The sequence below is a fragment of the Bradyrhizobium sp. Tv2a-2 genome, assembly GCF_000472425.1.
Taxonomy (GTDB): Bacteria; Pseudomonadota; Alphaproteobacteria; order Rhizobiales; family Xanthobacteraceae; genus Bradyrhizobium.
This window is the reverse complement of record NZ_AXAI01000013.1, coordinates 215,001-229,550: the sequence shown is the minus strand read 5'-3', so window position 1 is coordinate 229,550 and position 14,550 is coordinate 215,001. Positions and strand designations below refer to the sequence as shown.

Below are 14,550 nucleotides of genomic sequence, written 5' to 3'. Positions count from 1 at the left end.
TTGAACGGCCTGTCAGCCCAACATCCTCATCCAGTCGGAGATGGCGCGCCCGATCTCATCAGGCGAATCCTCCTGGACGAAATGGACGCCTGCGACTTTCACCTCGGTCTGCGCGGGCCACGCACGGACGGTGGTGAGGTTCGTCCCGCCGCCGAGGAGCGCGCCGGGCTCGGCCTTTATGAACAGCTTGGGCACATTGCTGGTCGAGAGCCAGTCCGCGTAAGCGGCCACGATCGCAGTGACATCGGGGGGCTCGCCCGCGATCGGGATCTGGCGGGGCCATGTCAGCGTCGGCCGTCGCCCCTCACCGGGCTCAGCGAAAGGCCGTCGGTACTCCGCCATCTCCTCGGCAGAGAGAGTGCGCAGGATGGCCCCTGGCAGGATCTTCTCGATGAAGAAGTTGTCCTGCAGGACCATCGCCTCGCCTTTCTCGGAGCGCAGCGCCTGCAGGAATGGACGCATGTTCATCACGTCCCAGTGGTCCCAGCCTTGCGGCTGCACGATCGCCTCCATGTATGCAATAGCCTTCACAGCCTTGCGATGGCGATTGGCCCAGTCGAAGCCCAGGGCCGAACCCCAGTCGTGAATGACGAAGGTGACTCGCTCGCGCACATCCAGCGCATCGAGCAGGGCGTCGAGGTAGCGGCGGTGCTCGACGAAGCGGTACGAGCTGGGCCCACTGTCAGGCAGCTTGTCGGAGTCGCCCATGCCGATCAGGTCGGGCGCAATGCAGCGGCCCAGTGGCTGCAGGTGCGGCAGCACGTTGCGCCAGAGGTAGGACGAGGTGGGATTGCCGTGCAACAGCACGATGGGATCGCCCTGTCCGACCTCCACATATGCCATCTCGTGGCCGAGGACCCGTCGCCGCTTTTTCTGGTACGGGGATGCCGCAGGAATCATGTTCGCTTCTCCTGGATTGGTCGACCAAGACAAATGTTGAGCCGTGCTGCCGGAGCCGGACGGCATCCGCTTGGTCGGCACGCTTCGCTGACGTGATCTGATGGGACTCTATTCGCGGGGCCGCCGGGTTTGGTTACAGGCATGGCGCCGATTTCGTCATGATAAGCCGCGGGCAGGTGGTTCGCCCGGCGGGCAGGATCACTTGAGGTTCCGCGCGGTGCTTCCCCTCGAACCATCGTTGATCGGCAGCAGCCGCGTGCGCCAAAAATCGAATTTCGCGTTTCGGTTCAAGCTGATTTGGGTCGTCCAGTGCTTCGCGCGAAAATATTCTTGTTTCGCTTTTCTGGAAGTCATGTTTGGATGCCGTTATCCCGGCTCGCCAAGAGGGGCGTCTCGCGAACGTCACGAAACGTTGGGCCGGGAAGCGGTGGACGCGAGAGCGTCGTGCGCGAACGTGGTTGCAGGGCGGCTTGGCCGTGAGCGATCGAACGGCGCGCGGGACGGGCGGGGCTAAAAGCGTCTCCATCGCGGCTGCGGCGGGGTTGCGAGAAACCCTGTCGCACGCGTGGGGCGCTCTACGAAGGCCTCGGCCTTTCTTCAGCAGAAAGCGGCGTGCTAAGCCCGCCATGACCCGCATCATAAACTGGGAACTGGAAGGGTGAGACAGGCTGATATCGTAAAGGGCGGCTTCTACATTGGCGGGAAGTCGCAGCGCATCCGGGAAGTGACCGAGTCGAACGGCTGGTTCGTGAAATGGCGTGACGCCGATCCGGAAACCTTGGACTATTTCTGGCTCGCGCAGGAAAAAGGTGACTGCGAGCTGAAGAGCTTTGCCGGTTGGGCCAAGCGCAAAATCGAACCGGAAGAGGTTCAGGCGAGGCTGGCACTGCCCAGGAACGAACGCTACCGGATGAGCACCGACTGGGACTGGAAGAAATGATCCCAGCGCGCCAGCATCCTATTTGAACAGATCGAGCTGCCTAGCGTCAGGCCTCCTAGAAGGTGGCCGAGGCGGCCTGAGCGTTTTGGTTGTCTCTCGAATGAGCCGCACGAACACCTCGGTATCGAGAAAGTAATTCGGATAGGCCTTCCTGACCGCGTCTAGGGAGTCGACCGAGACGAGCACCGCTTCCGCGCCGGGGATGTCCTTCAGCTTGCGCTCAACTTCCAGATATTTTTGGTTCGCCAACGTCGACTCGCCGAACTTGAAAGTTGTCACCTCAATCGATCTCTGGGTGGGGTTCATCTCCAGCAGAAAATAGTGGTTGTCGCTCCTACCATGCTGTGGATTGGACAGGATTTGCATGGCGTGACCGTAGGTCTGCAGCCGTTTTGCCAAATCGAGCCGTCCCACATAATCGCGCATTTCCCGGACGAGTTCGCTATAGGCGCTCGGCGTTCCCGGAACAGGGGGCGTGCCCTCCCGCAACGCAAAGGCGCTGCTGGCTAACGCAAAAAATCGTAGCCAGTCCTTTTCACCTTGGCTGGACTTGAGCGCCTGCTGTTGGAGCGTGCCGACAGTCTCGACCGCCGTTGCCCATGCGTGCTGCAGCTGCGACCGAATTTGGATTTCGATCTTCAGCGTGTTGTAGTCGGTCTTGCGATCCGAAAAGTATTTATAGACGAGATGAATGCCCCGATAGCCAGATGGCTTTGGCGAGGCGACATAATCATCGTTCACCGCCAGGGTATGCTTTAAGTCGCTGGCGGCATAGGCCTGGCACAGCTGCTTCACCGCCCTGGTCGATCTCATGATGGCGCGGCAACCGCCGATGTCCTGCATCTGCGACAGCGTCATCGTTGGAAAGCGCGAGAGCTTGTGCTCGATTGAAGAGAGACGCTTGATGCGTTGCGCGGTGATTATCCCGCTATCGATTTGTTTTCCTCGTCGCCTCAGTCCAACGTGGAAGGTATTGAGCGGGAAATTGTGCGCCGAACGCCAATTGTTCACGATGTCCAAAGCGGCAAGATATTGCGGAAAACCAGCCTCGGTAGCTGCGGCCAGGTCATAATAGGTGGCCACGTACGCACCGGCATCATTGACGCGGCGCTTCGAATATTCAGGTCGAGCCCACGGCATGACGTAAGCGGCCCCCATCCGCTGCGTCGGTGAGATTAGCGCTGCTCGCTCGTTCTGGTAGAACCGCCGGGAACATATCCCCAGCTTCCAGCAGAAGCTCTATCTCGACCCTCGAAAAAATGGGTTCCGAAAGCACCTGGCTCGGAGCCCCGAGGCCGTCATTCGGCACTGGCCCAATGAGGTGAAGCGACAGTCGACGTAGCTGCTGCGCCCTGACCTAAACCGCTCGATACAATAGGGAAAGCGGGGGTCGTGGCGTTGAGCCGTAGCGGGGTCGACCGCGAGGATCGTCGCACCAGCGAGGGCGATATAAGCAAGCATGCGCATTGTAACCTCCCTATTGCTGTTCGATCAACGCGCGCTTGTTGGGCTGTAGCCGCATCTTGCCGATCCGATACGGGCCGTTGCCAAAATTCCTGGCGCTGCGGGGGTCTTTCAAGCTTATCGCAGGCGTGCTGATGTAGCCGATCTGTTTCAGGGCAGGCTTGCCGTCGTCGCCGATGGCGCGCTTCATCAGCGTGGCGCGGCAATAGAACGGCGGCTCTTTGCGATACCATGCGGGGCGATACCGCGCCCAATGGACGATGGTAGGACCGGTCTGTCATTGGGTGATCTCGAGCCGTTCACGAGCGAATGTCGGGCGTTCCTGCTCGATTTGTTGCCGAAGAAATTTTTATTTCAAGAGATTTTGCCAAACTGCGGGCATCAAGATTGGACTGCCGCCGCGCTCGGAATTTTTAGGAGCCGCTTTTTTGGACAAGCCCCTCGCCAGGATGGATGCTACAGCGGGCGGATGACGGTCTTAAGCGGAGGCGCAAGCGCGGATGACATCCGAGCAACACGAGAAATACCCGGTTGGCCGCGACTTTCTGGCATTGCTTCAGGAAACTGGCGACTCAGCCAGTAAAGTCACCGACGAGTTCATGAAGAATGGGGGAAAAAGCTTCCGGCAACTATGGTCCGTGTAGGCAATCTGTTGTCCTACCTCTACCGGCTCTCCTGCTGTGCCTGGGGATGCTCGAAGGGGGATCATATACTGGAGTGGCTCGCCGGTCGGGTGGTTAACCAAGCGATGGCAGCACACCGGCTCGTAAGGGCGGGGAACTACGACGAAGCCCTCATGCTCATCTGGGGGATGGGGGAAGCGGCAAATCTCCTCTGGCTCTTCATGAGTGACAAGACGGGGTTGGCAGCTTGGAAGACGGCATCCCACAAAGAGCGCATGGATGCGTTTGGCCCAGCCACCGTCCGACGAAGGCTAGAGAAGCTGCTTGGAGGCAACGTTATCCCGATTGACCAAGAACGGTATCAACGGCTCTGCGAAGTCGGCACTCATCCGATTCCGGGGTTCCGGCCAGGCCATTTCAGTGGCACGGGGCGGCCGGTCGTAGGAGGCATCATGCAACAAGTCGGTGTTTTCGTATGCATGACGGAGCTGGGCTACGCTTTGTCCATGTGCTCATTGCCACTTGCGCGCATGATCGACATTCCCGATGAGGCAAAGAAAACTATGACGGGAGACGGCAAGGCGATCCTCAACGATCTCGGAGCCTTTACTATCCTCAACTATGAGGAGTTGCTGCGCAAAAGTATGGAGAGGGTCGATAATTCGCGAGCTTAGCAAGAAGTAGGCAGGTAATTGTCTTCAATAGGCTTCATGAGGCCGTCGAGTTGAGGGCGAGGGCATCCAACTCTGTGGTCGTTGGCACGCGACCGATCTCGACACATCGCGCAAGTAGCTTCACCAGTATGCGGCTTGCTTGCTGATAGCCATCTTGGAGGACCTGCCGACTGGCTGTTCCCCCATGGACAGCCTTGGAGGGCACTCCGTAGGCCTGCGCGACGGTAGACCCGCTGGTCGGCGCGCTTGGCTGGCGTGATCTGTCGGGACTCTATTCGCAGGGTGTCCGGGTTTCGTTACAGGCGAGCCGCCGATTTCATCATGAAAAACCGTGGGCAGGTGGTTCGCCCGACGGGCGGGATCAGTCGAAATTCTGCGTCATGCTTCCCCTCGAGCGTCTTTGATCGGCAGCAGCCGCGTGCGCGAAAAATTGAATTTCGCGTGCCGGTTCAAGCTGATTTGGGGCGTCCAGTCCCTTCACGCGAAAATATTCTTGTTTCGCTTTTCTGGAAGTTATGTTTGGATGCCGTTATCCCGGCCCGCCAAGAGGGGCGTCTCGCGAACGTCACGAAACGTTCAGCCGGGGAAGCGGTGGACGCGAGAGCGTCGTGCGCGAACGTGATTGCAGGGCGGCTTGGCCGTGAGCGATCGAACGGCGCGCGGGACGAGCGGCGCTAAAAGCGTCTCCATCGCGGCTACGGCGGGGTTGCGAGAAACCCTGTCGCGCGCGTGGTGGAGAGGTTCGCGGACGGCGAAGTCGTGTGGTCCTGGCGCCCCAAGGTCCGGCGCCAAGTCTTGGTGGAGGTCGCGCGGAGCCCAACCGGGCTGCGATGCGCATGAGACCTCCCAAGGCGACGGTGGCAAACGGGATGGTTCACCGAGGAGAGCGCGTATAAGCCGTAGCACCACCGCGCAGGGAAGGCCGGTTGTCACCGCCTGTACCTGTGGTCTACGCGCCTCGCGCAATTTTTTTGCGCGCGGGCCCCGGGTGCATGCGGCCACCCGGCCTTCCCTGCGCCCTCTTTATTTTCCGGAGGGGGACGAGAGACTCAAAGCTCGGGCGAAAATGCGTCGCGAGGATGCTGTTGCACGTTCTCGCGTCGTCCCGGCTGACGCACGACGGGGCGCGAATTGAGCGAACGCAGGTCGCCGCACGCAGTCGCTACGCCAGCCTGCGCCAGCGTGCAATCCTCAAATCAATCTCGGCTCTTCCACCTCGATTGCGTCCCCCACCTCAATCGTGCCCGGCGCGATCACCTCGGCATAGATGCCGCAATCATTGTGGCCGAGCTGCTGCATCAGCGTCGTGGGAATGTCGAGATCGCGCGCGGCGGTGTCGGGGTCGACATTGGTGGCGGCGCAGCGGACGATGCGCTTGACCACCTTGAGCCTGACGTCGCCGATCGCGAGCGTGCGGTCGAGCAGGCCCAACTCGTGCCAGGCCGGCCAGCCGCTGCAATAGAGGTTGGCGCGGAAGCGCAGCGGATTGACCGTTGTGCCGACCATGCTCTCGATTGCCGCGACACTCGAAAGGTTGATGATCGAGACCACCTTCTTGGCGACGTCCGAAAAACTGTGGCCACCGCCGGTCAGGAGTTTTGGCGGTCCCCTCAGCTCGCGCTGGAAGTTCTGTTCGAAATAGCTCTCGATGGCGGCGCGGCCCTCGGCTGTCTCGAGGTCGCCTCGCGCAACCATCTCGCCGTCCTTGCGGATGGTGAGAATGTTGGTTGCCTCCTCGAAATGGCTGCGCAGGGCGGCCAGTCGCTCATTGCGCATCAGCATCAGGTACTGGGTCTTGGGCTGCCAGGCCGGCGCCGCGGGGTCGAAGCCGCTCGGGCCGTTCTCGATGGCATAGCGGCGGTCGGCCGGCACGGTCTGGCCGGTCGCCAGTGCGATCTTCTGCAGCGGCTCCGGAGTGAGGCCCTTGACCGGGTAGCGGTAAAGGCCGGCGATGTCGGCGTCGGGCGTGTCGGGCATGAAATTCCCTGCAGATTCGCGGGGCCTACGGCCTCCGCGCACGATTTTGTGAACGTGCCTCTTCCGTTAGGGGTAGGCCCTTCCCACATTTGCCGCAAGCCGGCGGAAACGTCGGTGACACCTTCGCTTGCGCTGTTGACGGATGTCAACGCGGGGGGCGGAAACCCAACGAAGATGCCCAAAATCCGTCGCTTCGGGGCGGTTGCGGCAGGCTGAGGGATCAAACAGATGAATATTGAAAAATACACCGAGCGTGCACGGGGCTTCGTCCAGTCCGCGCAGTCGCTCGCGGTGCGCGACGGCCACCAGCAATTCTCGCCATTGCATCTTTTGAAGGTGCTCCTCGACGACCAGGAAGGGCTCGCGGGCGGTCTGATCGACCGGGCCGGTGGCAATTCACGTGCGATTTTGAAGGCGACCGAGGACGCGCTGAACAAGCTGCCGAAGGTTTCGGGCAGCGGGGCAGGGCAGGTCTATCTTTCGCCGGAGCTGGCGCGTGCCTTTGACGCTGCCGAGAAGGCGGGCGAGAAGGCCGGCGACAGCTTTGTCACGGTCGAGCGTCTTTTGCTTGGCCTGGCCATGGACAAGAACAGCGAGGCCGGCGGCATCCTGGCCAAAGGCGGCGTGACCGCGCAGAACCTGAACGCGGCGATCGAAGCCCTTCGCAAGGGCCGCACCGCGGATTCCGCCACGGCCGAAAACGCCTATGACGCGCTGAAGAAATATGCCCGCGACCTGACCCAGGCCGCGCGTGACGGCAAGCTCGATCCGGTGATCGGCCGTGACGAGGAGATCCGCCGCACGATTCAAGTGTTGTCGCGGCGTACCAAGAACAATCCCGTGCTGATCGGCGAGCCTGGCGTCGGCAAGACCGCCATCGTCGAGGGCCTCGCGCTGCGCATCGTCAATGGCGACGTGCCGGAGAGCCTGAAGGACAAGAAGCTGCTCTCGCTCGATCTCGGCGCGCTAATTGCCGGCGCGAAATATCGCGGCGAGTTCGAGGAGCGGCTGAAGGCCGTGCTGCAGGAGGTTACCGCCTCCGAGGGCACCTACATCCTGTTCATCGACGAGATGCACACGCTGATCGGCGCCGGCAAGGCCGACGGCGCGATGGATGCGTCCAATCTCTTGAAGCCTGCGCTTGCGCGCGGCGAGCTGCATTGCATCGGCGCTACCACGCTCGACGAGTACCAGAAGCATGTCGAGAAGGACGCGGCGCTGGCGCGGCGGTTCCAGCCGATCTTTGTCAACGAACCCTCGGTCGAGGACACGATCTCGATCCTGCGCGGCCTGAAGGACAAATACGAGCAGCACCACGGCGTGCGGATCACGGATTCCGCGCTGGTGGCGGCGGCGACGCTGTCGAACCGCTACATCACCGACCGTTTCCTGCCCGACAAGGCCATCGACTTGATGGACGAAGCGGCGGCGCGGCTGAAGATGCAGGTCGATTCCAAGCCCGAGGAGCTCGATTCGCTCGACCGCGAGATCATCCGGCTCAAGATCGAGCAGGAGGCCCTGAAGAAGGAGAGCGATCTCGGCTCCAAGAGCCGCCTGAAGGCGCTGGAGAAGGAACTGGCCGAGCTCGAGGAGAGATCGGCAGCGCTGACCTCGCGCTGGAGCGCAGAGAAGAACAAGCTGTCGAACGCGCAGCGACTCAAGAGCGATCTGGACGCGTTGCGGGTCGAGCTTGCGAATGCGCAGCGCCGTGGCGAGTTCCAGCGCGCGGGCGAGCTTGCCTATGGCAAGATTCCGGAGCTGGAGAAGAAGCTCGCCGATATCGAGGCCAAGGAGAGTGCCGGCCAGACGGTGGAGGAGGCGGTCACCGCCAACCACATCGCGCAGGTCGTCTCGCGCTGGACCGGCGTGCCCGTCGACAAGATGCTGGAGGGCGAGAAGGACAAGCTCCTGAAGATGGAGGACGTGCTTGGCAAGCGCGTCGTCGGTCAGGCCGAGGCCGTGCATGCGGTTGCGACCGCCGTGCGGCGTTCGCGCGCCGGTCTGCAGGATCCGAATCGCCCCATGGGCTCGTTCATGTTCTTAGGTCCCACCGGGGTAGGCAAGACCGAGCTGACCAAGGCCCTCGCCGCATTCCTGTTCAACGACGAGACCGCGATGGTTCGCCTCGACATGTCCGAATACATGGAGAAGCACTCGGTTTCGCGGCTGATCGGCGCGCCTCCGGGCTATGTCGGCTATGACGAGGGTGGCGCGCTCACCGAAGCGGTGCGTCGGCGTCCCTACCAGGTCGTGCTGTTCGACGAGATCGAGAAGGCGCATCCCGACGTCTTCAACGTGCTGCTGCAGGTGCTCGATGACGGCCGTCTGACCGATGGTCAGGGCCGCACCGTCGACTTCCGCAACACGCTGATCATCATGACCTCGAATCTCGGCTCCGAGTTCCTGGTCAATCAGCCGGAGGGCGAGGACACGTCGGCCGTGCGCGAGCAGGTGATGGGGATGGTGCGGGCGCATTTCCGCCCCGAATTCCTCAACCGGATCGACGAGATCATCCTGTTCCATCGCCTGCAGCGGAGCGAGATGGGACGGATCGTCGAGATCCAGTTCGCGCGGCTGCAAAAACTGCTGGAGGAGCGCAAGATCGCGCTCACGCTGGATGCGGATGGCCGAGACTGGCTTGCCGCCAAGGGCTGGGATCCGGCCTATGGCGCGCGTCCGCTCAAGCGCGTGATCCAGAAGTACCTGCAAGACCCGCTGGCCGAGATGATCCTTGCCGGCGAGGTCAAGGACGGCGACAAGGTCGCGATCTCGGCGAAGGGCAATGTGCTGACCTTCAACGGCAAGGCGTCGCAAACCGCTGAAATCGCGCAGTTCGAGGCGCCGGCGCCGAAGCGCAAGCTGAACTGAACGTGAGGTTCGAGGCTTGAGACGAGAAAGGCGCGGTCCGATCGGCCGCGCTTTCCGGCCTTACCGGTTCGTCACCTGCATCGGGCCCGCGTCCGAGATGCGGGCCGAGGAGCCGTTGCGGCCGCCCATCATGCCATCGAGCCGGTCGCGCTCTTTCTCGAAGCCCGCCATCATCGGGCCCTCCAGCGCGCGGCCGCGCGGCAGCTTCACACGCATGGGATCGACGAAGCGGCCGTTGACCAGGATTTCGTAGTGGACATGGGCGCCGGTCGACATGCCGGTCGAGCCGACAAAGCCGATCACCTGACCCTGGCGCACGCGCTTGCCGATTTCCATGCCCTTGGCGAAGGCCGACATGTGGCCGTAAGCCGTCTCGTAGCCGTTGTTGTGCTTGATGCGGATATATTTGCCGTAGCCGCCTTCCCAGCCGATCTTCTCCAGCACGCCGTTGCCGGCGGCAAAGATCGGTGTGCCGTAGGCCGTGGCCCAGTCGACGCCGGTGTGCATCTTCACATAGCCGAGGATCGGATGGCGGCGGCCGCCGAAGCCGGAGCGCATGATGGCGTCGTTGACCGGCTTGCGCACCAGGAACTTCTTCGCGCTCTTGCCGGTCTCGTCGTAGTAGTCGACCACGCCGTCATCGGGGGTCTGGAAGCGGTAGTATTTCTTGGTTTCGCCGCCGACGGTGAGCGCCGCATACAGCACCTCGGTCTTCTCGGAGCTGTTGTTCGCGCCTTCGTCCTCGCCGGCATAGAAGACGTCGAAGGAATCGCCCGGCTGCACCCGGCGCTGGAAGTCGACGTCGTAGGAATAGATGCGGATCATGTCGTCGATGACCGGCATCGGCACCTTGTTGCGCAGCGCGGTCTCGTAAATGCTCTGGTAGAGCCGCACGCCGGTGCCATCGTCATCGTCATCGTCGTCGGCCTTGGCGATATCGGGGGTCTCGGCAATCGTGTTCATGCTGGCCACGTCGACCGCGACATATTTGCCGAGGTCGGACAGGGCGACGTCGGCTTCGACCGTAGTGTCGTTGGCGATGATCACGCGGCAGGGCTGCAGGCGGGCCCCGGGGGCGGCAGGGGCCATCAGGATGCGCAGCTTTTCGCCTTCCTTGATGCCGCCGTCGCGCCCACGGGCGCCCAGCAGGGCGATGATCGCCTTGATATCGTCAGGCGTGGCGCCCTGATCGCGCAGAATGGAGGCGGCGCTGTCGCCCTTCTTCACCATATGGACGCGCTCGCCGGTGGGATTGCCGCCGGTGACCTGCTCCTTGGTCTTGGGCAGCAGGGTCACGTTCTCCGGCACCACGCGCGTCTCGAAGCCGGCATAGGGGTCGGCCGCCGTGGCTCCCTCGGTGGCATAGGCCATCTTGATGTCGGACTTGGTCGCGCCGGTGGCATCCGCCGTCGCGTTGGCAAGCGCGTAGCGAACCCCGCTCGCGCCGTTGCCATGCCAGTTGGCGGCATCGCGCACCCGCATCACAATCTCGTCCAGCGCGATGCCGGCGGAAATCTTGGCCTTGGGCAGCACCGTGCCGAGATCCTTGGTGACGAAGGACACCTCGGCATCCGGCTCGGCGGCGTTTGCATTGTTGGCGTCGTCCGTCGAGGTCTGGGAGTCGCCGCCGACGTCGGTCAGCATGCGCTGGGCATTGAAGGGTGGAATCTTGGCGGACAGATCGCTCGTGGTCATCGACAGGTTGCCGGAGACCCGCATGAACGGCCGCACCCTGATCACGTCGCGGCTGCCGACCCTCGTGACGGTGGAGACACGCACCAGGCTGCGTGCGGCGGAGGCTTCGCTCGGGGGCGGCAGGCGGTCGGCCTTGTGCAGGCTGACGGCGCGGTCATTGGCGCCGAATGCGCCGCGCAGCGCGCTCTCGACCCGCTCCGGCACGCGGGCAAAGGTCGTTTCACCGTCGAGAGACGCGAAGACGGCGCCACCGATCAGGGCCGCCCCGCAAAGTCCGGTCAGAATGGTTCCACTAAACCACTGGACGGAGACGCGACGGCGATCGATCACAGCGGCTTCGCTGCCATCGACCGAAAGCGGCGGCTCGTGACCGAGATCGATGATCCCGGCATCGCGCCCATATCCGCCCGCGCGTGACGTCCGTTGGCTCAACCCACCGTCCCCCAAACTGCACCGAACGTAACACTGAAGAGATCCGTCCGGCCGGGATCTCGATTTGCTCCCCGCAAGAGCAAGTCGGGAACCAAGCGTTCTGCAGAATTATCCGCAAATCAGTGGCCCAAAGATGGTCGTGCGGGCCGGCCGGAGTTGTGAACAACAATGCTGCTGGATCTCTCGGTGTCTGTCGGAGGTCGAAAAAGGACGAAGGATCATCTGCGATCGCCCCTCCCGACCAGAAGAATGCCGGCAGCCCCCACTGGCATCCGACGATTCAAGCGTAACTATACGTCAGAACGTCGCAGGATTATGGCTCAAGTACGGCGTAAGGCCCGCAAAAATCACGGCTTCTTCGCGCCGCAAAATAAGTTCGGTCGATGCGACGATTTGTTGACATTAGGCGTTGACAAGGTCGATGGGGCGGGTTTATAGACCGACCCACTGAGCGCGGCGCTGTTTTGGCCCTTGGCCAAGACCGAGTTTGGTGCCTCGTGAAGCTCCTCATTCCGATGAGTGAATCGAACAACCGATAGACTATCGGTTGTGATTTGTCGTCGAGTGAGACTTCGAAACCCTCTAAGGGTGAGAGACCTTCGGGTCTCGGGCTGTTTGACAAGTAAAGATGAAGAAAGAGAAACGTGGACGGCGGAGTCCTTGCGGGTCTCGGCGCCAAGGTAAGCTTCGGCTTTCCTGGTTCGAGACCGGACGAAGACTTCGGCGGTACACGTTTCAAAGGTAACACCATGATCTCTTCAGTGAGATCAGTCGTAGCGATGTGAATCGTTGCGAGATGGTGGGACCTCGTCAAACGTTGTGATCAGCCGGTTCAAAGTTCCAAGTCCAACTTGAGAGTTTGATCCTGGCTCAGAGCGAACGCTGGCGGCAGGCTTAACACATGCAAGTCGAGCGGGCGTAGCAATACGTCAGCGGCAGACGGGTGAGTAACGCGTGGGAACGTACCTTTTGGTTCGGAACAACACAGGGAAACTTGTGCTAATACCGGATAAGCCCTTACGGGGAAAGATTTATCGCCGAAAGATCGGCCCGCGTCTGATTAGCTAGTTGGTGAGGTAATGGCTCACCAAGGCGACGATCAGTAGCTGGTCTGAGAGGATGATCAGCCACATTGGGACTGAGACACGGCCCAAACTCCTACGGGAGGCAGCAGTGGGGAATATTGGACAATGGGCGCAAGCCTGATCCAGCCATGCCGCGTGAGTGATGAAGGCCCTAGGGTTGTAAAGCTCTTTTGTGCGGGAAGATAATGACGGTACCGCAAGAATAAGCCCCGGCTAACTTCGTGCCAGCAGCCGCGGTAATACGAAGGGGGCTAGCGTTGCTCGGAATCACTGGGCGTAAAGGGTGCGTAGGCGGGTCTTTAAGTCAGGGGTGAAATCCTGGAGCTCAACTCCAGAACTGCCTTTGATACTGAGGATCTTGAGTTCGGGAGAGGTGAGTGGAACTGCGAGTGTAGAGGTGAAATTCGTAGATATTCGCAAGAACACCAGTGGCGAAGGCGGCTCACTGGCCCGATACTGACGCTGAGGCACGAAAGCGTGGGGAGCAAACAGGATTAGATACCCTGGTAGTCCACGCCGTAAACGATGAATGCCAGCCGTTAGTGGGTTTACTCACTAGTGGCGCAGCTAACGCTTTAAGCATTCCGCCTGGGGAGTACGGTCGCAAGATTAAAACTCAAAGGAATTGACGGGGGCCCGCACAAGCGGTGGAGCATGTGGTTTAATTCGACGCAACGCGCAGAACCTTACCAGCCCTTGACATGTCCGGGACCGGTCGCAGAGACGTGACCTTCTCTTCGGAGCCCGGAACACAGGTGCTGCATGGCTGTCGTCAGCTCGTGTCGTGAGATGTTGGGTTAAGTCCCGCAACGAGCGCAACCCCCGTCCTTAGTTGCTACCATTTAGTTGAGCACTCTAAGGAGACTGCCGGTGATAAGCCGCGAGGAAGGTGGGGATGACGTCAAGTCCTCATGGCCCTTACGGGCTGGGCTACACACGTGCTACAATGGCGGTGACAGTGGGATGCGAAGACGCAAGTCCTAGCAAATCTCAAAAAGCCGTCTCAGTTCGGATTGGGCTCTGCAACTCGAGCCCATGAAGTTGGAATCGCTAGTAATCGTGGATCAGCACGCCACGGTGAATACGTTCCCGGGCCTTGTACACACCGCCCGTCACACCATGGGAGTTGGCTTTACCTGAAGGCGGTGCGCTAACCAGCAATGGAGGCAGCCGACCACGGTAGGGTCAGCGACTGGGGTGAAGTCGTAACAAGGTAGCCGTAGGGGAACCTGCGGCTGGATCACCTCCTTTCTAAGGATGATCCTTCAGATCAGCTCACGCAGATCTATCGGATCGTTTTAGAAACATTCAGGGGCCAACAGATCGCCAGATCGTTGAGCTCCATAGGCGGGATTTCGCCGTCTTCGTTTCTCTTTCTTCGCGGACGAACACGCGCCAGGGGCTGCGCTTGTGCGATTGCATCCGGCGCGGCTATCCAGCCTGCGCTGAAAAATCGCGCGAAACACAGGCCCTTCGTGTTAAGGGCTTGTAGCTCAGTTGGTTAGAGCGCGCGCTTGATAAGCGTGAGGTCGGAAGTTCAAGTCTTCCCAGGCCCACCACGCTTCGCCTGCGGTTGCGCGTGGCGCAGCCACGCCAGACGATAAGCGAAGCGTGTTTGCAGTGGTCACGGGGCCATAGCTCAGCTGGGAGAGCGCGTGCTTTGCAAGCATGAGGTCGTCGGTTCGATCCCGTCTGGCTCCACCACGCTTCGCCTCTGGCAGTGCGTGGCGCAGCCGGAAGGTTGATCGCCGGTGATGCCAACCACATGACGTCCGCGAAAACATCGTTTCGCATGCCTTGTCTCACAAAGACATCGCATGCGTGATTTCTGACATCGTAAAGAGGAGATCGATCCGAGTTGGATCGCGTGGAAATTCCATGCGCATCCTTCA

9 protein-coding genes, 2 tRNA genes and 1 rRNA gene are annotated in these 14,550 nt (G+C 61.2%); 6 read left to right on the top strand and 6 right to left on the bottom strand.

All coding sequences use genetic code 11. From position 1 onward, the window contains the following. Positions 1-12: 12 nt before the first annotated feature. Positions 13-900: a haloalkane dehalogenase gene (locus A3AI_RS0126490; protein ID WP_024518486.1), complete on the bottom strand. Its 888-nt coding sequence runs from the start codon at positions 898-900 to the stop codon at positions 13-15. Positions 901-1,558: 658 nt separating this feature from the next. On the opposite strand from A3AI_RS0126490, the gene A3AI_RS0126480 reads away from it, so the two are divergent. After that, a complete protein-coding gene (locus tag A3AI_RS0126480; protein WP_024518485.1) occupies positions 1,559-1,840 on the top strand; it encodes a hypothetical protein in 282 nt (93 codons plus the stop codon). Between the two features lie 18 nt (positions 1,841-1,858). Here A3AI_RS0126480 and A3AI_RS0126475 read toward each other — a convergent pair whose 3' ends face one another. The 3 genes from A3AI_RS0126475 to A3AI_RS47955 all read right to left on the bottom strand — a co-directional run bounded on the left by A3AI_RS0126475 (position 1,859) and on the right by A3AI_RS47955 (position 3,494). Then, positions 1,859-2,923, bottom strand: coding sequence for a RelA/SpoT domain-containing protein (locus tag A3AI_RS0126475; protein ID WP_198030212.1), 1,065 nt, complete (start codon positions 2,921-2,923; stop codon positions 1,859-1,861). 156 nt (positions 2,924-3,079) lie between these two features. Continuing rightward, entirely contained in the window at positions 3,080-3,301 is a 222-nt protein-coding gene (locus tag A3AI_RS46435) for a DUF3551 domain-containing protein (protein WP_349509700.1), read from the bottom strand. 16 nt (positions 3,302-3,317) lie between these two features. Then, positions 3,318-3,494, bottom strand: coding sequence for a hypothetical protein (locus tag A3AI_RS47955; RefSeq protein WP_156927956.1), 177 nt, complete (start codon positions 3,492-3,494; stop codon positions 3,318-3,320). Between the two features lie 462 nt (positions 3,495-3,956). Here A3AI_RS47955 and A3AI_RS0126465 point away from each other — a divergent pair, with 462 nt between their 5' ends. After that, the gene (locus A3AI_RS0126465) at positions 3,957-4,601 is read left to right on the top strand and encodes a hypothetical protein (RefSeq protein ID WP_156927955.1); all 645 of its coding nucleotides are present in this window, start codon (positions 3,957-3,959) and stop codon (positions 4,599-4,601) included. A 1,191-nt stretch (positions 4,602-5,792) separates the two neighbouring features. Here A3AI_RS0126465 and A3AI_RS0126460 read toward each other — a convergent pair. Beyond that, complete coding sequence (locus tag A3AI_RS0126460; RefSeq protein WP_024518482.1) at positions 5,793-6,578, bottom strand: MOSC domain-containing protein; 786 nt, start codon at positions 6,576-6,578, stop codon at positions 5,793-5,795. Between the two features lie 228 nt (positions 6,579-6,806). On the opposite strand from A3AI_RS0126460, the gene clpB reads away from it, so the two are divergent. Next, entirely contained in the window at positions 6,807-9,446 is a 2,640-nt protein-coding gene (gene clpB / locus A3AI_RS0126455) for an ATP-dependent chaperone ClpB (protein ID WP_024518481.1), read from the top strand. Between the two features lie 60 nt (positions 9,447-9,506). On the opposite strand, the gene A3AI_RS0126450 is transcribed toward clpB, so the two are convergent. Further along, on the bottom strand, positions 9,507-11,573 hold the full coding sequence (locus A3AI_RS0126450; protein ID WP_024518480.1) for a M23 family metallopeptidase: 2,067 nt from the start codon (positions 11,571-11,573) through the stop codon (positions 9,507-9,509). Between the two features lie 847 nt (positions 11,574-12,420). Between A3AI_RS0126450 and A3AI_RS0126445 the strand changes: the two genes are divergently transcribed. The 3 genes from A3AI_RS0126445 to A3AI_RS0126435 all read left to right on the top strand — a co-directional run bounded on the left by A3AI_RS0126445 (position 12,421) and on the right by A3AI_RS0126435 (position 14,362). Then, positions 12,421-13,909 (top strand): 16S ribosomal RNA (locus tag A3AI_RS0126445). Positions 13,910-14,140: 231 nt separating this feature from the next. After that, a tRNA-Ile gene (locus tag A3AI_RS0126440) sits at positions 14,141-14,217 on the top strand. A 69-nt stretch (positions 14,218-14,286) separates the two neighbouring features. Continuing rightward, positions 14,287-14,362: transfer RNA gene (locus A3AI_RS0126435), tRNA-Ala, on the top strand. The last annotated feature ends 188 nt before the right edge of the window (positions 14,363-14,550 follow it).